The organism is Nonomuraea sp. NPDC001636 (genome assembly GCF_040298265.1).
In the GTDB taxonomy this organism is placed as follows: domain Bacteria; phylum Actinomycetota; class Actinomycetes; order Streptosporangiales; family Streptosporangiaceae; genus Nonomuraea.
Window position 1 is genome coordinate 160230 of record NZ_JBEOZT010000008.1, and the last position, 24101, is coordinate 184330.

The 24101-nt window shown below is 72.5% G+C and carries 19 protein-coding genes; 16 read left to right on the forward strand and 3 right to left on the reverse strand.

The features are described 5' to 3' along the window. Together ABT158_RS18060 and ABT158_RS18065 are read left to right on the forward strand one after the other, a co-directional pair. Entirely contained in the window at positions 1-915 is a 915-nt protein-coding gene (locus ABT158_RS18060) for a carbohydrate ABC transporter permease (RefSeq protein ID WP_352354553.1), read from the forward strand. Positions 916-945: 30 nt separating this feature from the next. Continuing rightward, complete coding sequence (locus ABT158_RS18065; RefSeq protein WP_352354555.1) at positions 946-3942, forward strand: alpha-mannosidase; 2997 nt, start codon at positions 946-948, stop codon at positions 3940-3942. 62 nt (positions 3943-4004) lie between these two features. Here ABT158_RS18065 and ABT158_RS18070 read toward each other — a convergent pair whose 3' ends face one another. Beyond that, positions 4005-4907, reverse strand: a complete 903-nt coding sequence (locus tag ABT158_RS18070; RefSeq protein ID WP_352354557.1) for an endo-beta-N-acetylglucosaminidase H — start codon at positions 4905-4907, stop codon at positions 4005-4007. Between the two features lie 232 nt (positions 4908-5139). Here ABT158_RS18070 and ABT158_RS18075 point away from each other — a divergent pair, with 232 nt between their 5' ends. The 11 genes from ABT158_RS18075 (at position 5140) to ABT158_RS18125 (ending at position 17657) form a co-directional block, all read left to right on the forward strand. Continuing rightward, the gene (locus ABT158_RS18075; RefSeq protein WP_352354559.1) at positions 5140-6054 is read left to right on the forward strand and encodes a ketopantoate reductase family protein; all 915 of its coding nucleotides are present in this window, start codon (positions 5140-5142) and stop codon (positions 6052-6054) included. Then, positions 6051-6407 carry an ArsR/SmtB family transcription factor gene (locus ABT158_RS18080; protein WP_352354561.1) on the forward strand — a complete coding sequence of 119 codons (357 nt, stop codon included), beginning with the start codon at positions 6051-6053 and terminating at the stop codon, positions 6405-6407. The genes ABT158_RS18075 and ABT158_RS18080 overlap by 4 nt, the downstream gene beginning before the upstream one ends. Before the next feature lie 140 nt (positions 6408-6547). Continuing rightward, entirely contained in the window at positions 6548-7474 is a 927-nt protein-coding gene (locus ABT158_RS18085; protein ID WP_352354563.1) for an NAD-dependent epimerase/dehydratase family protein, read from the forward strand. Continuing rightward, positions 7471-7878, forward strand: a complete 408-nt coding sequence (locus ABT158_RS18090; RefSeq protein WP_352354565.1) for a hypothetical protein — start codon at positions 7471-7473, stop codon at positions 7876-7878. The genes ABT158_RS18085 and ABT158_RS18090 overlap by 4 nt, the downstream gene beginning before the upstream one ends. Positions 7879-7945: 67 nt before the next feature. Further along, positions 7946-8815: a hypothetical protein gene (locus tag ABT158_RS18095; protein WP_352354567.1), complete on the forward strand. Its 870-nt coding sequence runs from the start codon at positions 7946-7948 to the stop codon at positions 8813-8815. Between the two features lie 114 nt (positions 8816-8929). Beyond that, positions 8930-11008: a hydantoinase/oxoprolinase family protein gene (locus ABT158_RS18100; RefSeq protein WP_352354569.1), complete on the forward strand. Its 2079-nt coding sequence runs from the start codon at positions 8930-8932 to the stop codon at positions 11006-11008. Then, positions 11005-12720, forward strand: a complete 1716-nt coding sequence (locus tag ABT158_RS18105; RefSeq protein ID WP_352354571.1) for a hydantoinase B/oxoprolinase family protein — start codon at positions 11005-11007, stop codon at positions 12718-12720. Before ABT158_RS18100 ends, ABT158_RS18105 begins: the two co-directional genes overlap by 4 nt. Before the next feature lie 36 nt (positions 12721-12756). Next, positions 12757-14085, forward strand: coding sequence for an MFS transporter (locus ABT158_RS18110; RefSeq protein WP_352354573.1), 1329 nt, complete (start codon positions 12757-12759; stop codon positions 14083-14085). A 28-nt stretch (positions 14086-14113) separates the two neighbouring features. Further along, on the forward strand, positions 14114-15298 hold the full coding sequence (locus ABT158_RS18115) for a glycine C-acetyltransferase (RefSeq protein WP_352354575.1): 1185 nt from the start codon (positions 14114-14116) through the stop codon (positions 15296-15298). Beyond that, the gene (locus ABT158_RS18120; protein ID WP_352354577.1) at positions 15295-16089 is read left to right on the forward strand and encodes an SDR family NAD(P)-dependent oxidoreductase; all 795 of its coding nucleotides are present in this window, start codon (positions 15295-15297) and stop codon (positions 16087-16089) included. Before ABT158_RS18115 ends, ABT158_RS18120 begins: the two co-directional genes overlap by 4 nt. A 74-nt stretch (positions 16090-16163) precedes the next feature. After that, a complete protein-coding gene (locus tag ABT158_RS18125) occupies positions 16164-17657 on the forward strand; it encodes a CoA-acylating methylmalonate-semialdehyde dehydrogenase (RefSeq protein WP_352354806.1) in 1494 nt (497 codons plus the stop codon). Between the two features lie 106 nt (positions 17658-17763). On the opposite strand, the gene ABT158_RS18130 is transcribed toward ABT158_RS18125, so the two are convergent. Continuing rightward, complete coding sequence (locus ABT158_RS18130) at positions 17764-18534, reverse strand: GntR family transcriptional regulator (RefSeq protein WP_352354579.1); 771 nt, start codon at positions 18532-18534, stop codon at positions 17764-17766. Between the two features lie 108 nt (positions 18535-18642). Here ABT158_RS18130 and ABT158_RS18135 point away from each other — a divergent pair, with 108 nt between their 5' ends. From ABT158_RS18135 to ABT158_RS18145, 3 genes are all read left to right on the forward strand, one after another. Continuing rightward, positions 18643-19806, forward strand: a complete 1164-nt coding sequence (locus ABT158_RS18135; RefSeq protein WP_352354581.1) for a pyridoxal phosphate-dependent aminotransferase — start codon at positions 18643-18645, stop codon at positions 19804-19806. A gap of 97 nt (positions 19807-19903) precedes the next feature. Then, positions 19904-21163 carry a serine hydrolase domain-containing protein gene (locus ABT158_RS18140; protein WP_352354583.1) on the forward strand — a complete coding sequence of 420 codons (1260 nt, stop codon included), beginning with the start codon at positions 19904-19906 and terminating at the stop codon, positions 21161-21163. Positions 21164-21331: 168 nt separating this feature from the next. Then, positions 21332-22561 (forward strand): serine hydrolase domain-containing protein, encoded by a 1230-nt coding sequence (locus ABT158_RS18145; protein WP_352354585.1) that lies wholly within the window; start codon positions 21332-21334, stop codon positions 22559-22561. Between the two features lie 206 nt (positions 22562-22767). On the opposite strand, the gene ABT158_RS18150 is transcribed toward ABT158_RS18145, so the two are convergent. After that, a complete protein-coding gene (locus ABT158_RS18150) occupies positions 22768-23928 on the reverse strand; it encodes a PucR family transcriptional regulator (RefSeq protein WP_352354587.1) in 1161 nt (386 codons plus the stop codon). Positions 23929-24101 lie beyond the last annotated feature (173 nt).

Here is a 24101-nt window from a genome sequence, read left to right on the forward strand (position 1 = left end):
ATGGCGGCCATGAAGGCGAGCGCGCGACCCGCCGCCGCGGTGGCCCGGCCTGGGCGGCACGGCCGCCGCCGGGGCCGGGGCGGGTTCGGCGCCACCAGGCCGGGTGAGCTGGTCCTGCGGTACGCGCTGCTGCTGCTGGTCCTGGCGATCACGATCCTGCCGTTCCTGTGGCAGTTGTCCACCTCGCTGAAGGGCCCGTTCGAGGACGTCTTCGCGCAGACCCCGAGCTTCGTCCCGCGCCGGCCGACGCTGGAGAACTACGCGCGCGTCGCGGACACCATCCCCGTGTGGACGTACGCGCTCAACTCGGTGGTCGTGGCGGTCATCGTGGTGGGCGGCAACGCGGTGGGCGCGACGCTGGCCGGGTTCGCGCTGGCCCGGCTGGAGTTCCGGGGCGCCAAGCTGCTCCTGGTGCTGTTCCTGTCCACGCTCGTGCTGCCGGGCGAGGTGACGATCGTCTCCCAGTACGTCACCGTCCGCGGCATGGGCCTGGCCGACACGCTGCTGGGCGTGGCCCTGCCCGGCGCGATCGGCATGCTCAACGTGCTGCTGATGCGCACCGCCTTCCAGGCCATCCCCAAGGAGATGGACGAGGCGGCGGTCATCGACGGGGCGACCCCCTGGCAGCGGCTCGTCCGGCTCGGGCTGCCGAACGTGCGCGGCATGCTGAGCGTGATCACGATCTTCGCGTTCATCGGCGCCTGGGACGACTTCCTGTGGCCGCTCATCGTGCTCAACGACCCGAAGAACTTCACGCTGACCGTCGGACTGCAGTACCTCAACGGCACGTTCAGCGCCAACCCCCGTCTCATCGCCGCTGGGACAATGATCTCCTTCCTGCCCATCGTGCTCCTGTTCGCCTCGCTGCAGCGCTTCTTCTTCCGCGGCGTCGCCGAGGGCGCGATCAAGGGCTGAGCCGGTTCCGAGAACGAGGAGTCTCTCTCCATGCATGACGACCGCACACTGGTCGAAGCCCGTCTCAAGCGCGTGCTGGACGAACGTCTGCGCCCGGCCGTCCACCCCGAGTCCGTGCCGATGGACGTGCGCGTGTGGACCGCGCCGGGCGAGCCCGTGCCCGTCGCCGAAGGGCTCGCGGCCCCGACCGAGCCGATCGCGGTCGGCGCGGCGTGGGGCGCGCCGTGGGCGACGAGCTGGTTCACGGTGACCGGCACCGTCCCGGACGCCTGGGCGGGCCGGACCGTCGAGGCGGTGCTCGACCTCGGCTTCGACGAGAACATGCCGGGCTTCCAGTGCGAGGGCCTGGTCTACCTGCCCGACGGCACGCCCGTGAAGGGGCTCAACCCGCGTAACCAGTGGGTGCGCGTCGGCGCGCCGGTGACCGGCGGCGAGCGGGTCGAGCTGCGGATCGAGGCGGCCTCCAACCCGGTCGTGCTCGACTACAAGCCGTTCGTGCCCACCCTGCTCGGCGACAAGGAGACGGCGGGCAGCGAGCCGCAGTACCGGCTGGCGCGCATGGACCTGGCCGTGTTCGACGAGACGGTGTGGAACCTGATCCTCGACCTGGAGGTGGTGGGGGAGCTGATGCACGAGCTGCCCGCCGACAGCGGCCGCCGCGCGGAGCTCACCCGGGCGATCGACCGCGCCCTGGACGCGATCGACCTCCAGGACGTCAACGCCACCGCCGCGGCGGCCCGCGCCGAGCTGGCCGGCGTGCTGTCCGCGCCCGCCGTGCCCTCGGCCCACCGGATCAGCGCGGTCGGGCACGCCCACATCGACTCGGCCTGGCTGTGGCCGCTGCGCGAGACCGTCCGCAAGGTCGCCCGTACCGCCTCCAACATGACGGCGCTGCTGGCCGACGAGCCGGAGTTCGTGTTCGCGATGTCGCAGGCCCAGCAGTGGGCGTGGATCAAGGAGCACCGGCCCGAGGTGTGGGCCAAGGTGACCAAGGCCGTGGCGGCCGGGCGGTTCGTCCCGACCGGCGGCATGTGGGTGGAGTCCGACACGAACATGCCCGGCTCCGAGGCCATGGCCCGCCAGTTCGTGCACGGCAAACGCTTCTTCATCGACGAGTTCGGCGTCGACAACGAGGAGGTGTGGCTGCCGGACACGTTCGGGTTCGCGGCCGGGCTGCCGCAGATCATCAAGGCGGCGGGCTCGAAGCGGCTGCTCACGCAGAAGATCTCGTGGAGCCGGACGAACACGTTCCCGCACCACACGTTCCTGTGGGAGGGCATCGACGGGTCGCGGGTGTTCACGCACTTCCCGCCGGTCGACACCTACAACTGCTCGATGAACGGCCGGGAGATCGCGCACGCGGCCCGCAACTTCAAGGACAAGGGCGTCGCCCGGCACTCGCTGGCCCCCACCGGCTGGGGCGACGGCGGCGGCGGCACCACCCGCGAGATGGTGGCCAAGGCCGCCCGGCTGCGCGACCTGGAGGGCTCGGCCACCGTCACCTGGGAGACCCCCGCCGGCTTCTTCGCCAAGGCCGAGGCCGAGTACCCCGACCCGCCGGTCTGGGTGGGCGAGCTCTACCTGGAGCTGCACCGGGCCACGCTGACCAGCCAGGCCAAGACCAAGCAGGGCAACCGGCGCAGCGAGTCGTTGCTGCGCGAGGCCGAGCTTTGGGCCGCCACGGCCGCCGTACGGGCCGGCGCGCCCTACCCGTACCAGCAGCTCGACCGCATCTGGAAGACGGTGCTGCTGCACCAGTTCCACGACATCCTGCCCGGCTCGTCGATCGCCTGGGTGCACCGCGAGGCCAGGGCCACCTACGCGGCGCTGGCCGAGGAGCTGACCGGCCTGATCGGCGACGCCCAGCGGGCCCTGGCCGGAGACGGCCCCCACGAGCTGGTCTTCAACGCGGCCCCGCACGCCCGCAACGGCGTCCCGGCCGGCGGCGCGGCCCCGGCCGCACCGGGGACCCCGGCGAGCAGGCAACCCCGCGAGGGCGGCGGCTTCGTGCTGGACAACGGCCTGCTCCGGGTCGAGGTGGACGGGCGCGGCCTGATCGTCTCCGCCTACGACCTGCTGGCCCGGCGCGAGACCCTGCCCCCCGGCCAGGCCGCCAACCTGCTCCAGCTGCACCAGGACTTCCCCAACATGTGGGACGCCTGGGACGTGGACGAGTTCTACCGCAACACCGTCGCCGACCTCACCGCGGCCGACGAGGTGACGGCCGGCGAGCGGCCCGGCTCGGTCCGCGTCACCCGCTCGTTCGGCGGCTCGTCCGTCACGCAGGTGATCTCGCTGGACGGGCGGCGGGTCGACATCGCCACCGACGTCGACTGGCACGAGACGGAGAAGTTCCTCAAACTGGCCTTCCCCCTCGACGTGCGCGCCGAGCGCTACGCCGCCGAGAGCCAGTACGGCCACGCCTACCGCGCCACCCACACCAACACCAGCTGGGAGGCGGCCAAGTTCGAGGCGTGCAACCACAAGTTCGTGCACCTGGAGGAGCCCGGCTGGGGCGTGGCCGTGGTCAACGACTCCACCTACGGCCACGACGTGACCCGGACCGTGCGCGCGGACGGCGGCACCACCACGACCCTGCGGGTGTCGCTGCTGCGCGCCCCCCGCTTCCCCGACCCCGAGACCGACCAGGGCAGGCACACCTTCCGGCACGCGCTGCTGCCCGGCGCGACGATCGGCGACGCGGTGCGCGAGGGCTGGTTCCTCAACCTGCCCGAGCGGGTGCTGTCCGGCGCCGCCGAGGTGGCGCCGCTGGTCACGGTGGACGACGACGCGGTCGTGATCACCGCGGTCAAGCTGGCCGACGACGGCAGCGGCGACGTCGTGGTGCGCTTCCACGAGTCGCGCGGCGGCCGGGCGGCGGCCACGCTCACGGCCGGCTTCCCCGTCACGTCGGTGACCGTGACCGACCTGCTGGAGCGCCCGCTGGCCGAGCCCGAGCGGCCCGGCCGGTCGATCCCGGTGACGTTGCGGCCGTTCGAGCTGGTCACCCTGCGGCTCGGCCGCTGACCGCGCGTTCCGGTGAGGGGCGCCCGTCCGGGCGCCCCTCACCCGCGTGCACGGTGGAGTCGTCAGGGGGTGTAGACGGCGGAGCTGCCGTACAGCTTGCTGGTGAACGCCGAGATGTAGGAGGCGGTGTTCGCCGAGGTGAGGTTGTAGGTGAGGAAGACGCCGTACCCCTCGGTGACCGTCCGGCGGGCCAGGGACGCGGCGGTGGACGAGCCGGTGCCGGTGAACGACACGGCGGCCGGCGACAGGCGGGCCCTGGAGGTCGGGCCGTTCGGCACGGACCAGGTGCCGTACCAGGGGTTCCAGGCGTAGTCGAAGGTGTTGTTGATGCTGACGCCGTTGTAGGACAGGCGGTCGGCGGCCGGGCCGATGTCGTACAGCGTGATGAGCTTGTCCGGCAGCTTCCGGCGCAGGGCCTGGACCAGGTAGACGAAGGAGAAGGCGTTCGGCTGGCCGGTGCCGTTCCTGCCGTACTCGACGTACTCGTCGTCGAAGTCGATGCCGTCGAGCCCGTACGTCGTCACCACGTCGGCCAGTTCCTGGGCGAAGGCGTCGGCGGCCTGCTGGGACGGGAAGTTCGCGAAGCCGGCGCCCTGGTGGTTGCCGAGGATGGACAGCAGGACCTTGATGCCCCTCTGCTGCAGCGGGCGGACCTCGGTCGCCACGTTGTCGAGCACCCGCTGGACGTTCTCGTTGCAGTGCAGGTAGGCCTTCGTGCCGTCGTAGTTGATGTTGGCGGCGAAGATGACCGCGATGTCGAACACCTGCGCACCGCCTCGCGCGAGCGTGTACTTCGCGACGTTCGTCATGCTCTCGCTGTTGACCTCGATGTAGACCACCGAGAGCGGGCCGGTCTTGGCGGCCGCGCGGCGCTCGGCGTGTGCCGCGGTGGGTAACGCGGCACCCACGGTGGTCGCGGCCAGCGCTGCGAGCAGGGTCCTTCTGCGCATGAGCGGTGAACTCACGATCGGCTCCTCAGGGCATGGGGGGATGATTTGCTATATCGGTTAAGTCCAGTCCACGCGTTCCCGCAAGGCTGCGCGGGCGCTGGAGATAAATCGGTATAGCGCCTCGATCATCGGCAGCGCGGGGCCCGCTGTCAAGGTGTCGCCGGCGCGGAGAAGACGCCGCGGACGCCGGAGATCTCTCCGGTGGTAATGTTCCGTATATCCAAATATTTAGATGTATGGAGCAGTGATGACGAAGGTGCTGATTGTCGGTGCCGGCGCGCTGGGGCAGGTCTTCGGGGCGTGGCTGGCCGCGGGCGGGGCCCGGGTCAGCTATCTCGTGCGGCCTGGCCGGGAGGGCTGGGAAGGGGCTTCGCTGTACCGGCTCAGGCGGGGGAGAGCGCCGGTCGCCGAGCGCGTCACGCCGTACGAGGTGCGCAGCGAGCCGCCCCGCGAACGGTGGGACATGGTGTGGCTCTGCGTGGACTCCCCGGCGCTGCGCGGCGACTGGACGGGCGCGCTGCGCGCGGTGACCGGTGCGGCGACGGTGGTCACCATCGGCCAGGATCCGGGCGATCTGCGCACCCTCGCCGGCGTCTGGCCGCGGGAGCAGATCGTCCAGGTGACCCCGACGCTGCTGGCCTACCAGGCGCCGCTGGAGCGCGAGGTGCCCGCGCCGGGGGTGGCGTACTGGGTGCCGCCCGGTACGGCCATGGGCGTCACCGGAGCGCGCGCCCCGCAGGTCGTCGCCGCGCTGCGGGCCGGCGGCGTGCGGGCCAGGCGGGTGACGCGGGCCGGCGCGGGGGAGCTCACCGCCGCCCGGATGATCCCCTACATCGCCGCGCTGGAGTCCGCCGGCTGGCGGCTGCCCGCGTCGGGCGCGCGGTTGCGGGGCGCCGCCGCGGCCGTCCGGGAGGCCGTCGCCGTGGTCTCCGCCCGGCACGGGCTGCGTGCTCCCGTCCCCGTCCCGTCCTGGGCCGTGGGGCTGGCGTTGCGCGTGCTGCCCCGGCTGCTCCCGTTCGACCTGCGCCGCTACCTGGAGACGCACTTCACGAAGGTGAGCGCGCAGACACGCCTGATGCTGGACGGCTGGATCGCCGAAGGGTCCGCCAGGGCGCTGCCGGTCGGCCGCCTGTCGGCCGTGCGCGACTCGCTGCCCGCATGAGCGGCTCGATCGAGGCCCGGGACGTCCTGGCGCTGTTCGCGCGGACCCGGCCGCTGTTCACCGCCCTGGGGGACGAGCGCCGGCAGGAGATCGTCGTCCACCTGCTGGAGTCCGCGGAGCCCCGCAGCGTCGGCGACATCGCCGCGCACCTGGAGCTGTCCCAGCCCGCCACCTCCCACCACCTCAAGATCCTGCGCGACGCGGATCTGCTGACGGTGCGGCGCAAGGGCACCCTGCGCCTGTACGACCTCAACGCCGACGCCTATCCGGAGCTGCTGACGCCCCTGCGCGACCTCATCACGATGATCATCTCGTGCGCCTCCGGCCTCGGCGAACAGCCGGACGGCCACTAGAGACCGACGGCCGCCCGCGCGCCTTCCCGTCCCGGTCTGTCACATCGGGACCGGCTGTCCCGTCCTCGCAGTGCTGTCCATCCAGCTGAGGAGGTTCCCGTGACACACCCCCACGGGCGACGGGTGAAGGAGCAGGGGCGATGAAGGTACTGCTGGCCGGGGCGACCGGCGCGATCGGGCTTCCGCTGCTGTCGGCGCTGGCCGCGGCGGGGCACGAGGTGGTCGCCGTCGTCCGCGATCCCGCCAAGCGGCGGCTCGTTGCCGATCGCGGCGCGGACGCGGTCGTCGCCGACGTGCTCGACCGGGACGCGCTGCTGCGCGCGCTCGACGGGCACGCCGCCGACGTCGTCATGCACCAGGCCACGGCGCTGCGCGGCGCCTCGCGCAGGCTGCGCCCCGACGACCCCACCCTCGCCCTGCGCGGTCGGGGGACCGCGCACCTGCTCGACGCCGCGCGGGCCGTCGGCGCGCGCCGGTTCGTCACCCAGTCGCTGATCACCGGGTACGGCTACCGCGACCACGGCGACCGCGTGCTGACCGAGGACGACGAGTTCGGCGTGCACGTCGGCACCGTCGCCGACCTGGTGACCGACTCCAGCGTGGCGACCGAGAGCCAGGTGTTCGCCGCCGAAGGCATCGAGGGCGTCGCCCTGCGCTACGGCATGTTCTACGGCAGGAACGCCTTCAGCGACCTGTTCGCCGACCTGATGCGCAAACGGGCGCCCGTGCTGCCGCGCGGCCGGACGGGCACCACGTCCTTCGTCCACGTGGACGACGCGGCGGCGGCCGCGGTCGCGGCCATGGAACGCGGCGGCGCGGGGCAGGCGTACAACATCGTGGACGACCGGCCGATGAGCTGGCGCGACTTCCTGACCGCGGTCGCCCGCGCGCACGGCACGCCGCGTCCCGTCGCGATTCCGAGGTGGCTGGTCAGGCTGGCCGTGCCGTACCTGGGCTGCCTGCTGATGGACACCACGATGCGGGTCTCGCACGCCAAGGCCACCCGCGACCTGGGCTGGACCCCGGTGCACCCGAGCGTTCCCGACGGACTGGAGGACATGCGATGACGAACGGCTACAGCAGGCCGGCCAGGATCTTCGTCCAGGCGGCCGTGGCGGTCGGCGCGCTGATGATGCTGGGCTTCGGCGTGTGGATGCGCCTCGACCCGGCGGGTTTCGCGGTCTTCGCCCGCTTCCCCAATCACGTGCACTTCCTGCACGACGCCGGGGTCTTCCAGATCGGCATCGGGCTGATGATGCTGAGCGCGCTGGTGTGGCGCGACGTGCTGTCGGTCGTGCTGGTCGGGTTCCTCGTCGCCAACACGCTGCACGTGGTGAACCACGCGGCCGACCTGGACCTCGGCGGCAACCCGGACAACTGGTGGCAGCTCGCCCTCCTCTCCCTGCTGACGCTGGCCGCGCTCGTGGTGCACCGCGGGCAGCTCAGCCGCCGGTCACGGGCGCAGAGGTAGGTCAAGGGTGGTGGGTGTCCGATAGCTTGCGACAATCCGCGTGACGCGACATGAAGGGGTGCTCATCGTGACATCCGAGACGGACCCGGCGGCTGACTTGAGCGAGTGGGATGCCGCGCTGGCCGGTGCGTTCGAGATCCTGCTCGGCGGAGAGCCGGCCGTGCACCCTGCCGCCGGGTACGGCGTGTACTACGCCTCGGACACCTTCGACGAGTTCCTGTTCCCGAACGCCTGGGCCACCGCCGACGCGCTGTCCGGCCGGGCGGCGAGGACCCTCCCGGATCCGGACGGTGAACACCCCTTCTCTCCTTGGGCCTGGCGGTTCGACCTGGGCGGGTCGCTGTTCTGGTTCGACCCCGATCTGCTGGCGGGAACAGGGCCGTGGGGCGAGGGCGGGCACAAGGGCCCGCGGCCGTTCGGCGACGCCTTCGTCGCCGACCTGCGGGCCGTGTCCGCGGCCGACGAAGCCGGTGAGGTCCTGGTGCACGGCGCACAGCTGGGGCCGCTACTGGGCCGCCACGGCGTCGATCTGACCGGCGGGGAGTGCGAGAGACTGAACGGCTGGCTGACCGTGCTGCTGCGCGTCGCCACCGACGGCACCCTCACCGACGCGATGCGGGCCGCCACGTTCACCGAACGTGGCCCCGGCCACCTGGTTTCCGTCTCCGACCTGCGGTACGCCCGCTCCGCCGTCGAGCCCTGGGAAGAGCGCCTGGGCGCGGTCGCGCATCCCGCGCTCCGCGACCATCTGCGCATGCTCTGTCTCGCCAGGGACGACGCGCGCAGCGAGGGCGGCTTCTACTGCGGCGACGGCCCCTGGCCGTGGACCGACGTCCTGGAGGCGGTCGGCTGCTCGCTGGTCGCGGGCTGGGGGTTCGGCGAGTCCCAGGCCGGCACCGCCGTCGTGCGCCTGCCGGACCAGCGGGAAGCACGCTGACGACCTAAGCAAGTCATATCACCTGACTCGCATAAAAATGACAACTAGGCATTGCTGATATCTCAACCCACTCGTACTGTGATCCCAGTCGCTCCGTAGAACGAAGGAGATCCAGTGCCCCCCAGTCACGATCCTCGACCGGCCGGCTGGCGAGTAGGCGCCGACATCGGCGGCACCTTCACCGACGTCATCGCGCTGGGGCCGGACGGCCAGGTCGTCCCCATGAAGGTGCTGTCCACCCCGCCGGACTACGGCGCCGGCGTGGTGACGGCGACCACCGCCGTGCTCTCCCTGGCCGGGGCCCGGCCCGAGGCCGTGGTCGCGATGCTGCACGGCACGACCGTCGCCACCAACGCGATCCTGTCGATGAACGGCGTGCGCACCGCGGTGGTCACCACCCGCGGCTTCCGCGACGTGCTGGAGATCGGGCGGCTGCGCCGGCCGGTGCTCTACGACCTGTCATGGTCCAAGCCCGAACCCCTCGCCCGGCGCCGCGACCGGCACGAACTCGACCAGCGGATCACGGCCGACGGCCGGCTCGGCCCACCGGCGAGCGAGGACGAGATCCGCGCGCTGGCCGGACGCCTGCGCGCGGACGGCATCGAAGCGGTGGCCGTGTGCCTGATCAACTCCTACGTCCGCCCCGACGAGGAACGGCGGGTCGCCGCACTGCTGCGAGCCGAACTGCCCGGCGTGTACGTCACGGCGTCGGTCGACGTCTCCCCGCAGCCCCACGAGTTCGAGCGCATGAGCACCGCCACGGTCAACGCCTACGTCGGCCCCACCGTGCACGGCTACCTGACCCGGCTGGAGGCGGGGCTGCGCTCGGCGAGGGTGCGCGCGCCCCTGCTGGTCATGCAGTCCAGCGGCGGACTGCTCGACGCGGCCTCCGTCGCGCGGCGGCCGGTGCAGATCATCGAGTCCGGTCCGGCGGCCGGTGTCACCGCCGTGCAGAAGCTCGCCCAGCTGATCGGCCTGTCCACGGTGGTCGCGTTCGACATGGGCGGGACCACGGCGAAGGCGTCCCTGATCGAGCACGGCGAACCGTTCGTCTCGGCCGACTACGAGGTCGGCGGCGGCATGAACGGCGCCCGCGGGCTCAGCTCCGGCGCCGGGTACCCGGTGCGGGCGCCGTCGATCGACATCGCCGAGGTCGGGTCCGGCGGCGGCAGCATCATCTCCGTCGACGCGGCGGGCGCCCTGCACGTGGGGCCCGTCAGCGCCGGCTCGCGTCCCGGTCCCGCCTGCTACGGCCAGGGCGGCGAGCTGCCGACCCTGACCGACGCCAACGTGACGCTCGGCTACCTCAGCCCCGACGCGCTGGCCGGCGGCCGGGTGGCGATCCACCCGGAGCTGGCCGTGAAGGCGTTGTCACCGGTGGCCGAGCGGCTCGGCGCCGACGTGGCGGGCGCCGCGCGCGGCGCGTACCAGGTGGCGGTGTCGAGCATGACGACCGCGGTCAAGGCGGTGACCAGCGAACGAGGGCGTGACCCGCGGGAGGCCACCATGGTCGCCTTCGGCGGCGCGGGCCCTCTCTACGCCGCCGCGCTGGCCCGCGAGCTGGGGATCTCGACCGTGATCGTGCCCGTGCACCCGGGACTGTTCAGCAGCCTGGGCCTGCTCGTGGCCGACACCGAACGCCAGGAGCTCACCCCGTACCGGGCCGGCTTCGCCGACGTGGCCGCGCTCGCCGCGGAGTTCGCGCGGCTGTCCGCCCACGTACGCGACCAGCTGGGCGCCGACGCCGTCGTGGACCGGCTCCTGGACATGCGCTACCGCGGCCAGCGGTTCGATCTGCGGATCCGGGTGCCCGACGGCGACCTCACCGAGGACCTGCTCGCCGAGACGCGGTCCCGCTTCCACGCCGAGCACCGGCGCACCTACGGCCGGGCCGGCACCGACGAGCTGGTCGAGCTGGTCAACCTCCGGGTACGCGGCCGGCTGCCCACCCCGGTGTCCATCGCGGACGTGCTGAGCCTGCCCCTCGCCCCCGGCGGCGAGCCCGCCGTCCGCGAATGCCGGTTCGACCGGACCGTGCCCACGCCCGTCGTGGGCCGGTCGGAGCTCGGTACGGAACCGGTCGAGGGACCGATGGTCATCGAGGACATGGACGCCACCACCCTCGTACCGCCCGGCGCCCGGGTGCACCGCGACCGGCTCAACAACATCGTCATCACCTGGAGCTCCTCATGATCCGCGACGCCGTGACCTTCGAGGTCTTCCGCAACGCCGTCACCGGGATCGCCGACGAGATGGCGATCACGATCCTGCGCACGGCTCACTCGCAGCTCGTGGCCTCCAGCATGGACTTCTCCGCCGCCCTGTGCGACGCGCGGGGCCGGGTGATCGCCCAGGCCAACACCCTGCCGGTGCACCTCGGCTCCATCCCGGACGCCATGGAGGCGATCCTCGACGAGTTCGGCGACCGGATCCGTCCGGGAGACGTCTACCTGCTCAACGACCCGTCCCTGGGCGGCATGCACCTGCCCGACATCTTCGCGGTCGCCCCGGTGTTCGCCGGGGAGGACCTCCTGGGCTTCGCGGTCACGGTCGTCAACCACACCGACGTCGGCGGGTGGGCCGCCGGTTCGATGGCCGTGCAGTCGACCAGCATCTTCGCCGAAGGGGTGCAGATCCCGCCGTCGTGCCTGGTCGAGGCCGGCACCGTGAACGAGACGTTCCTGCGGCTGATCCTGCGCAACGTCCGCGAGCCCGAGCTGCTGCGCGGCGACCTCGAATCCCAGCTCGCGGCCTGCCACACCGGGGCCGAGGGGCTGCGCGCCCTCGCGGCGCGGCACGGCGTCCACGGGCTCGCCGCCCTCGTCGACGAGCTGCTCGACTACTCCGAGACCCTGCTGCGCGCCGCGCTCGCCGAGGCCGTCCCGGGCGCCTACGAGTTTCTCGACCACATCGACGACGACGGCCTGGGGTCCGGGCCGATCCCGATCCGCGTCAAGGTCACGCTGTCGGCGTCGGGGATCGAGCTCGACTTCACCGGCTCCTCGCCGCAGGTGGACTCAGCGCTCAACGCGACGGCCTCCTTCACCCGCTCCGCCGCCTACGCCGCCCTGCAGGGCGTCCTCGCCTCCGACATCCCGGCCAACAGCGGCTTCTACCGGCCGTTCAGTTTCGTCATCCCGGAAGCCTCCATCCTCAACGGCCGGCGGCCGGCCGCGCGCGGCGCCCGCGGGCTCGTCGGGTTCCGGATCATCGACGCCGTGCTCGGGGCGCTCGCCCCGGTGTTCCCCGCCCGGGTGCCGGCCGCCGGGGAAGGCGGACCCGACGGGATCGCGATCGGCCTCGTCGGGCCGGACGGGGAGTCCATGGTGCTGTGGGACCCGCTGGCGGGCGCGTGGGGCGCGCGTCCCGACCGCGACGGCGTGGACGGGATCAGCTCCCTGGGCGCGAACCTGACCAACACGCCGGTCGAGGAGCTGGAACGCTCCGGTCACCTCCGGATCGACGGGTACGGCTACCTCCCCGACAGCGGCGGAGCGGGCCGCTGGCGCGGTGGCCTGGCGACCTTCCGCGACATGACGCTGCTGGCGGCCGAGGCCAAGGTGCAGATCAGGTCCGACCGGCGCAGGTTCCTGCCGTACGGGCTGGCCGGCGGCGCGCCGGGAACGCCCTCGCTCAACATGCTCGACCCCGGCGGTCCCGGTGAACGGGTGCTGGAGTCCAAACCGCACTTCGAGATGACCGCGGGGACCCGCCACCGGCACGTGACCGCCGGCGGCGGCGGGCACGGCGTCCCCTTCGAACGCGTCCCCGAACTCGTCCTCGAAGACGTCCTCGACGGCAAGGTGACCCACGAGGGAGCCGAACGGGACTACGGCGTCGTGATCACCGCGGACGGCGTGATCGACCGGGACGCCACCGCCAGGCTGCGAGGCCGGGCGCGCTAAGCCGCCGCACACCCCCCAGACCGAATGGAACCCCCCATGAGTTCACCCGTCGCGACCCCACCGAGCACCGTCTCACCGCGCACCTGGCGCAAGGTGGGTGTCCGGATCATGCCCCTGGTCGGCCTCGCCTACGTGGCCAGCTACATCGACCGCGCCAACGTCGGATACATCGCCGCGCCCATGTCCCGTGACCTGGGCCTCGGCAGCGGCCAGATCGGCCTGGCCGCCGGACTGTTTTTCATCGGCTACGTCCTGTTCGAAGTGCCGAGCAACATGATGCTGAGCCGGTTCGGCGCGCGGAAGTGGATCGCCCGCATCATGATCACGTGGGGGCTGGTCACGGCGGCGACCGCGGCCGTGAACTCCCCGGCCGCACTGTTCGCCGCGCGGCTCCTCCTCGGGTTCGCCGAAGCCGGTCTGGCCGCCGGGATCCTGCTCTACCTGACGTTCTGGTTCCCGCGCCGCCAGCGGTCCTGGGCGCTGTCCACCTTCATCGTGATGATCCCGCTGTCCTCGATCATCGGCTCTCCGCTGGCCGCCGCGCTGCTGGAGTGGGGCCAGAGCCTGTTCGGCGTCGCGGGCTGGCGGGCGCTGTTCCTCGTCGAGGGCATCCTGACGGTCGTCGTCAGCGTCCTGATCTTCGTCTTCCTGCCGAACCGCCCTGCCGACGCGCGCTGGCTTGACGACGAGGAGAAGGCCACCATCGAGAACGTCCTGGCCGCCGAAGCCGCCGAACAGCGCGCCCGCGGGGCGCTCACCGGGCTGCGCCAGGCGCTGACCAGCGGCCGGGTGTGGGCGATGGCCGTGACGTGGTTCGCGATCGCGTTCGGGCTCTATCCGCTGCAGTTCTTCCTGCCCACGATGATCAGGTCCATCACGCGGAGCGTCGGTGACTCCGCCGACGTCAGCAGCGTGCTGCTGTCCGCGATCCCCTACGTGGTGGCCGCGGTCACCCTTCTGACCTGGGCTCGCCTCGCCGCGCGCTGGACGGCGGTGACGGCCACGGCCGTGCCGATGGCCCTCGGCGCGGCGGGGCTGCTGCTGGCGACCTTCACCAGCAGCGGCACGCTGTTCGTGCTCGCCGTCTGCCTGAGCGTCGCCGGGATCATCACCGCGATGCCGCAGTTCTGGCGGATCCCGGCGATCGGCCTGACCGAGGCGGCCGCCGCCTCCGGCATCGCGCTGATCAACTCCGTCAGCAACGTCAGCGGATTCATCGGTCCCTACTTCACCGGCACGATCGCGTCCGCGACCGGCAGCTTCACGTACGCGCTGCTGGCCATCGCGATCATCATGGCCGCCGGGCTGGCCGTCCTGCTCACCGCGGGACGCCGGATGGAGCGGCTGGACGGGAGCCTGTCATGACCGCCGCCGACCGGCAGGGAGGCGGGGCGTGAACGCCGCGCTGCTGCACCGGCTCCGGGCCGAGCTCGACGAACGCCGGGCGACCACCGGGCTGCGCCGCGACCTCGTGGTCTCCGGCGCCCAGGGGCCGGCGCTCGGCGTGGGAGGGGAGTGGCTGGTGAACTTCGCCTCCAACGACTACCTCGGGCTCGCCGGCGACCCGGAGGTCCTCGACGCGGCCCGGCGGGCGCTGCGCGAGACGGGGCTCGGGGTGGCGGCCGGCCGCGTGCTCTGCGGCACCCGGGCCGTCCACGGCGAGCTGGAGGCCGGCATCGCCGAGCTGGTCGGCGCCGAGGACGCCGTGCTGTACACCTCGTGCTTCGACGCGAACCTCGGCCTCTTCGACGCCCTGCTCGGCCCGCAGGACGTCGTCCTCAGCGACGCGCTCAACCACGCCAGCCTGATCGACGGCATCCGCCTCAGCCGGGCCCGGCGGCGCGTCTTCGCCCACGGCGACCTCGACGAGCTCGAACGCCACCTCACCGAGTTCGCCGGCGCGCGCCACCGCCTCATCGTCACCGACGGCGTCTTCAGCATGGACGGCGACGTCGCCGCCCTGCCCCGGCTCTGCGAGCTGGCCGAACGCCACGACGCGGTGCTCGTGGTCGACGACTCGCACGCCACCGGGGTGCTGGGCACGACCGGCGGGGGCACCGCCGAGCACTTCGGCCTGAAGGGACGCGTCGACGTGCTGACGGGGACGCTCGGCAAGGCACTGGGCGGCGCGGCCGGCGGCTTCGTCGCGGGCGACCGCGCGCTGGTCGAGACGCTGCGCCAGGTCTCGCGGCCCTACATCTTCACCAACGCCATGGCCCCCGCGCTGGCCGGGGCGGCGCTGGCGGCGATCCGCATCGCACGACGCCGTCCCGACCTGCGGGAACGCCTGGCCGCCAACACCGCCTGGCTGCGCCGGGCGTTGCACGACCTCGGCTACGAGGTGCCGCCGGGGGAGCATCCGATCATCCCCGTGATGCTGCGCGGCGGCACGCTGGCCCTCGACGTGGCGGCGGCGCTCCGCCGCGAGGGCGTGCTCGCCTTCGCGCTCTCCCACCCGGTCGTCCCGGCCGGCGAGGAGCGGATCAGGGTGCAGGTCTCGGCCGCGCACACCGCCGGCCAGCTCGAACGGGCCGCAGCCGCCTTCGGCCGGGCGCGTGCCGTCCTGGCGGGCTCATGAGCACCGCCGAGGGGCTGCGGGCGCCGACCGGCGCCGACGAGCGCGAGCTGGCGGGCCGGGTCGCGATCGTGACCGGCGGGGCCGGCGGCATGGGCCTGGCCGCGGCACACGCGCTGGCCCGCCGCGGCGCCACCGTCGCGGTGTTCGACCTGGCCGCGCCCGGCCCCGGAGAGCTGGCGGCGACGCTGGCCGTGCCGGCGGACCGCGTCCGGTCGCTCGCGGTGGACGTCACGGACGGCGACCAGGTCGAGCGGGCGTTCGCCGCGCTGCTGGCGGCGCTGTCGCGGGTGGACATCCTGGTCAACGCCGCGGGCGTCGCACCGCCGACGCCGTTCGAGGAGATCACCCGGGCCGAGTGGAACCAGGTGCTGGCGGTCAACGTGCTCGGGACGGTCCTGTGCTGCCGGCAGGCGCTTCCCGCGATGCGCGCCCGGAGCTGGGGCCGCATCGTCAACTTCTCCTCCACCGCCGGCAAGACCATCAGCACCGCGGGCGGCGCCCATTACACGACGGCGAAGCACGGCGTCCTCGGGCTCACCCGGCACCTGGCGAAGGACTACGGACCCGACGGGATCACCGTGAACGCCGTCTGCCCGGGACTCATCGACACCCCGATGGCCCGCGCGCTGCTGCCAGGAGCGGCACTCGAACGCGCCACCCGGTCGTTCCCGGTGCCCCGCGTCGGGCAGCCCTGGGAGGTCGCCGAGCTCGTCGCCTTCCTCGCCTCGGACCGCGCGGCGTACATCACCGGGGCCGCCATCGACATCAACGGCGGCGACCTGATCGTCTGACGCGGCGCCGCCGAACACCCGCAACCAGCACCCCACGAGAAGGTGAGCTTTCTGTGAGCACAGGGACAGTCAGGATGATCCGGCACCGGATCGACGGCCGCGAGACCGCCGGCCGGTCGAGCCGGACCGCCCCGGTATGGAACCCCGCGACCGGCGCGCATCAGGCCGACGTGCTGCTGGCCGAGCCCGCCGACGTCGACGCCGCGGTACGGGCCGCGCGTGCCGCCCTGCCGGGCTGGGCCGACACCTCGGTCATGCGGCGCTCGCGCTTGATGTTCGCCTTCCGCGAGCTGGTCGACAAGCACCTCGACGACCTGGCGCGGCTGGTCTCCGCCGAGCACGGCAAGGTCCTCGACGACGCCAGAGGCGAGCTCGTCCGCGGCCTGGAGGTGATCGACTTCGCCTGCGGGATCCCGCACCTGCTCAAAGGCGAGTACTCCGACCAGGTCTCGACCGACGTCGACCTGTTCTCGTTCCGGCAGCCGCTCGGCGTCTGCGCCGGGATCACGCCGTTCAACTTTCCCGCCATGGTCCCGCTGTGGATGCATCCGATCGCGATCGCGACCGGCAACACGTTCGTGCTCAAGCCCTCCGAACGCGACCCGTCGGCGGCCAACCTCATCGCCGACCTCTACGCCGAGGCCGGTCTGCCCGACGGCGTCTTCAACGTCGTCCACGGCGACAAGGTCGCGGTCGACGCGATCCTCGACCACCCGGACATCGCCGGCGTGTCGTTCGTCGGCTCGACGCCGGTCGCGCGGTACGTGTACGAGCGCGCGACCGCGGCGGGCAAGCGCGTCCAGGCGCTCGGCGGCGCCAAGAACCACGCCGTCGTGCTGCCCGACGCCGACCTCGACCACGCCGCCGACCATCTGGTGGCGGCCGGGTACGGCTCGGCGGGCCAGCGCTGCATGGCGATCTCGGTCGCCGTCGCGGTCGGCGACGTGGCCGGGCCGCTCGTCGAGCTGATGCGCGAGAAGGCGCAGGCGATCAAGGTCGGACCGGGGCTGGCGGCCGGGTCCGAGATGGGGCCGGTCGTGTCGGCGGAGGCGCTCGAACGGATCAGAGGCCACATCGACTCCGGCGTCGCCGCGGGCGCCGACCTCGTCCTCGACGGGCGCGCGCTCGACCTCGGGGGCGAGGGCTTCTTCGTCGGGCCGACGCTGTTCGATCACGTCACGCCCGAGATGGACGTCTACCGCGACGAGATCTTCGGCCCGGTGCTCGTCGTCGTGCGGGTCGGCTCGCTGGAGGAGGCGATCGACCTGATCAACGGCAACAACCTGGCCAACGGCACGGCGATCTTCACCAGGGGCGGCCACGCGGCGCGCCTCTTCCAGCGCTCCGTGCAGGTCGGGATGATCGGCGTCAACGTGCCGATCCCGGTGCCCATGGCGTTCCACTCGTTCGGCGGCTGGAAGCAGTCGCTGTTCGGCGCCCACCACATGCACGGTCCGGAGGGCGTCGCGTTCTACACGCGTGCGAAGGCCGTCACCAGCCGGTGGCCGGAGGAGCGGGAGGACGGCCCGCGCCACCGCGGCGACCTCTCCTTCCCGACGGCGGTCTGACCGGACGGCCCGGCCTCGCGCCGCACCCCGGAGGCCCGGTCGGACGGCCCGGCCGCCGACCGGCCTCGCGCCGCACCCCGGAGGCCCGGCCCCCGTCCGGCGCCGGCTAGGCCGGCGGGCGCGAGGCGGGCAGCTCGATGTGCGCCCGGCTCACCGACGTGCTCTTCGCCAGAACCTCCAGCAGGTCGCGGCGCACGCGCTCGCACCGCGCGCGCATAGCGTCCCGGGCGGCGTCCGCGTCACGCGCGTGCAGCCCCTCGTAGACGGCTCCCAGCTCGCCGGGCGGGCTCGCGATGCCGGGATCGATCAACGCGGCCATGCGCAGAACCCGTTCCAGCTCGTCGAGCACGTCCACGATCGCCTTGCCGAGGCGAGGGTTGCCGCTGAAGTTGGCGATGATGCCCTCGAACTCGATGCCGGCCCGCAGCGACTCCTCCTGTTCCACCTCGCCCGCCGCGAGCGCGACGGGCACCTGGGACAGCGCTTCGAGCCGTTCGAGCGCCGGCGCCGTGACTCCGAGGCGCGCCGCGGCGGCGGCCGCCTCGCCGGACAGCAGCGTCCGCAGCGCGCACAGAGCGTCGGTGTCCTGCAACGTGATCGGGCTGACGACGTAGCCCGCGCGCGGGAGCGCGGTCACGAGCCCGTCGCGCCGCAACCGGGCCAGCGCCTCGCGCACCGGCGTCTTGCTGATACGCCATTGCTCCGCGAGCGACGTCTCGGTGAAACTGCTGCCGGGCGGTAGCGTCAGGTCGATGATCTGGCGCCTGATCGCCCGGTAGGCCTGGCTCGTGCGGTCGAGGCCGGTCTCGTCCGTGCCGACCAGCAGCAGCGCGGGGATGTGCGGCGTTCCGCGGACCACGCCATGGATGTCGGACATCGCGCCAGAATACCAATTCACAGCGTTGATACAGCAGTTCGGCCGTCGTGCAGCGACTAGAGATATTTGTTCTTGTTGTTGATATCTCAGTATGCGATGCTTCGTCCCATGCAGCGAAACTCCTGGTCCCTTCCCGCCGCGAGCGACTTCCCGGCGCTGGGGGCGATGAGCACCCGCGCCCGCGCGGAGCGCGGCGCACGCGACGGTGTGCGGATGCTCCCGCTCGTCGGCGCCCCGATCCTGCCCATGCCCGAGCACGTACGGCGGGCGGTGGCGGGCGCGATGGACCTGCCCGACCCGCGCGACACCCGTGGCCTGCCGGAACTGCGCGCCGCGATCGCCGCCGAACTGGAGCGCGAGCACGGCCTGCGCGTCGATCCCGAGCGCCGCCTGCTGATCACCCACGGAGCGATGCAGGGGCTCTCCCTCGTGCTGCGCACGGTGCTCGCACCGGGCGACGAGGTGATCGTGCCGACCCCCACCTACTTCTTCGACGGCGCCATCCGCGAGGCCGGCGCGACGCCCGTCGCCGTCCCGTCCCGCGAGAGCGACGGCTGGGCGCTCGACCTGGCCGGCCTGGAGGCCGCCGTCACGAGCCGCAGCCGGGCCGTGCTGCTGTGCAATCCGACCAATCCGACGGGCTATCTCCCCGACGCCGCGACCCTGGCGGCCGTGGTCGACCTCGCCGCCCGCCACGGGCTCCTCGTCATCTCCGACGACTCATGGCAGCACTTCACCTACGACGGCCACCGCTACCACCCGGTGGAGGCGTTCGCCGGCCGCTGGCCGCACCTGGTCACCGTCACCAGCCTCAGCAAGTACTACGCGCTGGCCAGCTGGCGGCTCGGCTACGTCCTGGCGCCGCCACCCATCATCGACGCGCTCAACCGCCGCTTCGAGTGGGAGGCGGTGTGTTGCGGAGTGGTTCCGCAGCGGGCCGCGGTCGCCGCCCTCACCGGCCCGCGCGACTGGCTCGACCTGGCGCTCTCCACCTACCAGGCCAAGCGCGACCTCGTCTGCGACGGGCTCGCCGCGAGCGGCTTCCCCCGGCCCGTCCGGCCCACCGGCGGCGCCTTCCTGCTCGCCGACTGCGCACGCCTCGGCGACACCCCGGCCGCCATCGACCGCGCACTCCTGCGGAACGGCATCGCGACCGTGCGCGGCGCCGACATGCACGCTCCCGACACCCATGTCCGCATCACGTTCGGCGCCGACGAGGGAACGCTCGCCGAGCTGATCCGCGGCCTCGGACAGGCCCGCCGAGCGTCCTGACGGGCCCGCCCCGGCGGGACGGTTCATGACTCCTGTCATGTGCAGCCGATGACAGCCGCGACTGACCGCGGACCCGCGATTGGATCATGATTGCGCCATGAACCTCCGGACGCTTGGAAAGAACGCCTCGGCCGTCGCCCTGACCGCCGGAATGGTGCTGGCGGCCAGCCCCGCCCAGGCCGCCCCCGCCCGGGAGAACGGGCTCGACCGGCAGGCGCTGCGGCAGTCGCTGGACGCCGTGCACGAGGCCGGCATGTACGGCATCTACTCGACCGTGCGCGACGGCGAGCGCAGCTGGCGGGGCGCCTCCGGCGTGGCCGACGTCGCCACGAAGCGCCCCGTGCGCCCCGGCATGCTGCACCGGGTCGGCAGCATCACCAAGACGTTCACCGCGGTGGCGCTGCTCCAGCAGGTGGCCCGCGGCGCCGTCGAGCTGGACGCCCCCATCGCCCGCTACCTGCCCGACGTGGTGCCGGGCGAGCGCGGCCAGAAGATCACCGTGCGGATGTTGCTCAACCACACGAGCCACATCGCCGACCACGTGGGCCCGGCCTTCCCCTCGCTGCTCCAGGGCACGTTCGAGAGCCTCGACGACAACCGTTTCCGCACCTTCTCCCGCCGCGAGCTGGTCGAGCTGGGCCTGGCCGCCACGCCCACCGGCGAGCCGGGCGCCACGCCGGGGATCTACTCCAACACCAACTACCTGATCGCCGGCCTGCTCCTGGAGAAGGTGACGGGCGAGAACGCCGAGCAGTACATCACCCGCGACGTCATCCGCAGGGCGGGGCTGCGGCACACGTCCTTCCCGCGCACGCCGGTCATCCCCGGCCCGCACTCCAAGGCGTACGAGTCGATGTTCGGCTTCATCGACCCGCCCAAGGACTACAGCGTCTACAACATGTCGTGGATCACCACGGCGGGCGCCGTCGTGTCCACGATGGAGGACCTCAACCAGTTCTACCGGGTGCTGCTGCGCGGCGGGCTGCTCGGGCCGGCCGAGCTGGCCGAGATGCAGAAGACCGTGCCCGTGGCCGGCGTGTCGGGCGCCTACGGCCTCGGCATCTACGCCACCGACCTGCCGTGCGGACGGTTCTGGGGGCACAGCGGCGGCGTCTTCGGCATGGCCACCGACTCCTACACCAGCGCGGACGGCGCCCGCCAGCTCTCCATGGGCGTCAACCGCACGAAGTACCAGAGCCTGGACGAGAACGGCAACATCGTGATCAGCCCGATCGACTACGCCACCGTCGACCACCTGCTGCTGGGGCTCTGCGGTGAGAGCGCGGCGCGCACGAAGGCGGCGCAGCCGCGGATCGTCCCGTTCGCCGTGGACCGGCTGGTCTCCGTCAAGCGCTAGGGTCGCACCGCTCGGCACGGCCCACGTCGATGCCGCGGGCCGGGAGCGGTCGTGTCAGCGGCGGTGTCAGTGCGGTGACGGCTCGGTGTCAGGGCTCTCCGCGAGGGTCTACGCATGGCCGCCGGACCGGATCCGGCGGATCGACCACCGCGACAAGGAGACACCATCATGGCAATCGGCGGGAACGGCTTCTCCGAGCAGGGGCTGCGCAGGCTGCGCGAGGTGCTGGCCCGGCACGTCGACTCGGGGCGGATCCCGGGCCTGGTCGCCCTGGTGAGCCGCGGCGAGGAGACGCACGTCGAGGCGATCGGCACGATGCGGCACGACGGCGGCGCCCCCATGCGCCGCGACACCGTCTTCCGGATGGCCTCCACGTCCAAGCCCGTCTCGATCGCGGCGGCCATGGTCCTGGTGGACGAGTGCCGGCTGCGGCTGGACGACGTGGTCGACCCGTGGCTGCCCGAGCTGGCCGATCGGCGCGTGCTCACCAGCCCCGGCGCGCCGCTGGACGACACCGTCCCGGCCCACCGGCCGATCACCGTGCGGGACGTGCTGACCTCCACCTTCGGGCTCGGCATGGACTTCACCGCGCTGGGCAAGCCGATCATGAACGCGATCTTCGAGCGGGGCCTCACCCCGAACCTGCCGGTCGAGGTGCCCGAGCCGGACGAGTGGATGCGCCGCCTGGGCGAGCTGCCGCTGATGTACCAGCCGGGCGAGCAGTGGCAGTACCACATCAGCAGCGACCTGGTCGGCGTGCTCGTCTCCCGGGTCACCGGCCGGCCGTTCGAGGAGTTCCTGCGTGAGCGCGTCTTCGAACCGCTCGGCATGACCGACACCGGCTTCCACGTGCCCGCCGACCAGATCGACCGGCTGCCCGCCCTGTACGCCCCCGACCCGGCCACCGGCGAGTTCCTCGTCTGGGACGAGCCCGAGGGCGGACGGTGGAGCAAGCCGCCGGCGTTCCAGGGAGGCGGCGGCGGCCTGGTGTCCACGGCCGACGACTACCACGCCTACTTCCGGATGTTGCTCAACGGCGGCACCCACCAGGGCACCCGCGTCCTGTCCCGGCCCGCCGTCGAGCTGATGACCACCAACCGGCTCACCCCGCGGCAGAACGACGCCCGTACCGCCCTGGCCAGGAACAACGTGCACATCTCCTTCGGGCAGGGGCAGCAGGGCGGCTGGGGCATGGGCATGGCGGTGCGCACCTACCGCGGTGACTACGCCCCGATCGGCCAGTTCGGCTGGGACGGCGGCAGCGGCACCTCGGCCTACGCCGACCCGGTCAACGGGCTCACCGGCATCCTGCTCTGCCAGCTCGGCTACACCGTCCCGAACCCGGCCCACCTGATGAACGACTTCTGGACCACCCTCTACCAGGCCCTCGACGACTGACACCGACGGCGGTGCAAGCCGCGGGGTCAGCTCCGCGCAACAGCGGTCCCCTCTGCTGAGGCCGTCCGACGTCAGCCTCACAAGGGGGCCAACCGCTCATCTGCGCCGGGCCGCGGCGGTCAGCTCGCGCAGCCGCGCGAGGAGCCAGGGCGGCGAGGCCGGTGTCGAGGCCGGTGTCGAGGCCGCCGGCCGTCGCGCCGCCGGGCTCACTCGTGCGGCCACAGGCCGGCGAGGCGGGCGATGCGGAGACCGGCGTGCAGTTCGAGGCGGATCGACCCGTCCGTGATGTCGCAGCCGATGACCTCGCGGATGCGGTCGAGCCGGTAGTAGAGCGTGCTGCGGTGGATGCGCAGCCGCCGCGCCGCGCTCTGGATCTCGCCGCCGCTGTCGAGGTAGCCCTCCAGCGTCGCCGCGAGCTCGACGCCGTGTGGCGCGTCCAGCAGGCGCCGCACGCCGTCGGGGAACTGGCTCGGCGTCAGCCGGTCGAGCGGCAGCTGCAGGAACAGGCGGTCGAGGCCGAGCTCGGCCCAGAAGACGCGCTTGCCGTACCGCTGCGGATCGAGGCGCGCGGCGCGCTGGGCGAGCCGGGCCTCGTGGTAGGAGTCGACCGCCTCCGCCAGCGACGGCTTCACGCTGCCCACGCCCGCCACGACCGCCTCCAGGCCGGGCCCGGCGAGCGCGCGTTCGAGCCTGTCGTGATTCACCGGACGCGGGAAGAGAACGATTCCCTCGGCCCCGAGAACGGCGCCGACGATTTTCACCGTCGTCGATCTGGTGGTGAATTCAAGGGTCGCCTCGACGGCCAGCCGGGTAATGGATCTGGGCGCCGACTCGGGGGCCCGGAGAACGAGCACCGAATAATGCTCGACATCGTCGATGAGATTGTCCCGCACGAGTTTCCCGGCCGCCTTCGCGCGTTTCTCCGGTGATTCTCCGAGCAATTCCGCGAGCAGCTGCCGGGAATTCTCGGTGCCGTGCCGGCGGTCGGACATGCGCAGTGACAGCAGCGCCCCCATTTCCGGCGCGGCCGATTCCAGCACCGCGAGGTCGTCGGCGCGCGGCGTCTCCCGGTCCTCGACGTAATAGACGTAGCCGAGCAGTTGCTGCTCATGGCGCAACGGCAGCACGACCAGCTCGCCGTCGTCCTGGGGGACCCGCACGCCGTGCCTGGCCTGGCGCAGCCGATGCTGCTCCACCAGCGGCTTCGTCAGCGGGGCGGTCGAGCCGGCGAGCAACCGGGCCAGCCGGGCGAGCCGCGCGTCGGTGTCGTGGACGCTGAACGCCGCGGTCCTCAGGTCACGATCGACCACCACGAGCGCCACGCCCAGGCGATCGGCCAGATCTTGCACGGCGTCATCAAGGCTCACCGGGGTTGCTCCTCTCCTGCGACACAGCGTCGGATCGGCGCCGACAACTAACGACAGATCGTACGAAGCGCATCAACGTGGTGTCCGTCTACGGTGGTGCGACAGCGCACAAGTTAGCAATGCGAGGGGTGCGGGTGGCAAGCCCCGCCGTCGCCCCGCGGGCCGATCTCAGC

Excerpts from the sequence above, each read along its gene's own strand:
- ABT158_RS18125 (WP_352354806.1), top strand. The coding sequence starts at position 16,164 with ATGATCCGGCACCGGATCGACGGCCGCGAGACCGCCGGCCGGTCGAGC.
- ABT158_RS18120 (WP_352354577.1), top strand. The coding sequence starts at position 15,295 with ATGAGCACCGCCGAGGGGCTGCGGGCGCCGACCGGCGCCGACGAGCGC.
- ABT158_RS18060 (WP_352354553.1), top strand. The coding sequence starts at position 1 with ATGGCGGCCATGAAGGCGAGCGCGCGACCCGCCGCCGCGGTGGCCCGG.
- ABT158_RS18075 (WP_352354559.1), top strand. The coding sequence starts at position 5,140 with ATGACGAAGGTGCTGATTGTCGGTGCCGGCGCGCTGGGGCAGGTCTTC.
- ABT158_RS18085 (WP_352354563.1), top strand. The coding sequence starts at position 6,548 with ATGAAGGTACTGCTGGCCGGGGCGACCGGCGCGATCGGGCTTCCGCTG.
- ABT158_RS18105 (WP_352354571.1), top strand. The coding sequence starts at position 11,005 with ATGATCCGCGACGCCGTGACCTTCGAGGTCTTCCGCAACGCCGTCACC.
- ABT158_RS18135 (WP_352354581.1), top strand. The coding sequence starts at position 18,643 with ATGCAGCGAAACTCCTGGTCCCTTCCCGCCGCGAGCGACTTCCCGGCG.
- ABT158_RS18065 (WP_352354555.1), top strand. The coding sequence starts at position 946 with ATGCATGACGACCGCACACTGGTCGAAGCCCGTCTCAAGCGCGTGCTG.
- ABT158_RS18140 (WP_352354583.1), top strand. The coding sequence starts at position 19,904 with ATGAACCTCCGGACGCTTGGAAAGAACGCCTCGGCCGTCGCCCTGACC.
- ABT158_RS18130 (WP_352354579.1), bottom strand. The coding sequence starts at position 18,534 with ATGTCCGACATCCATGGCGTGGTCCGCGGAACGCCGCACATCCCCGCG.
- ABT158_RS18110 (WP_352354573.1), top strand. The coding sequence starts at position 12,757 with ATGAGTTCACCCGTCGCGACCCCACCGAGCACCGTCTCACCGCGCACC.
- ABT158_RS18080 (WP_352354561.1), top strand. The coding sequence starts at position 6,051 with ATGAGCGGCTCGATCGAGGCCCGGGACGTCCTGGCGCTGTTCGCGCGG.
- ABT158_RS18090 (WP_352354565.1), top strand. The coding sequence starts at position 7,471 with ATGACGAACGGCTACAGCAGGCCGGCCAGGATCTTCGTCCAGGCGGCC.
- ABT158_RS18145 (WP_352354585.1), top strand. The coding sequence starts at position 21,332 with ATGGCAATCGGCGGGAACGGCTTCTCCGAGCAGGGGCTGCGCAGGCTG.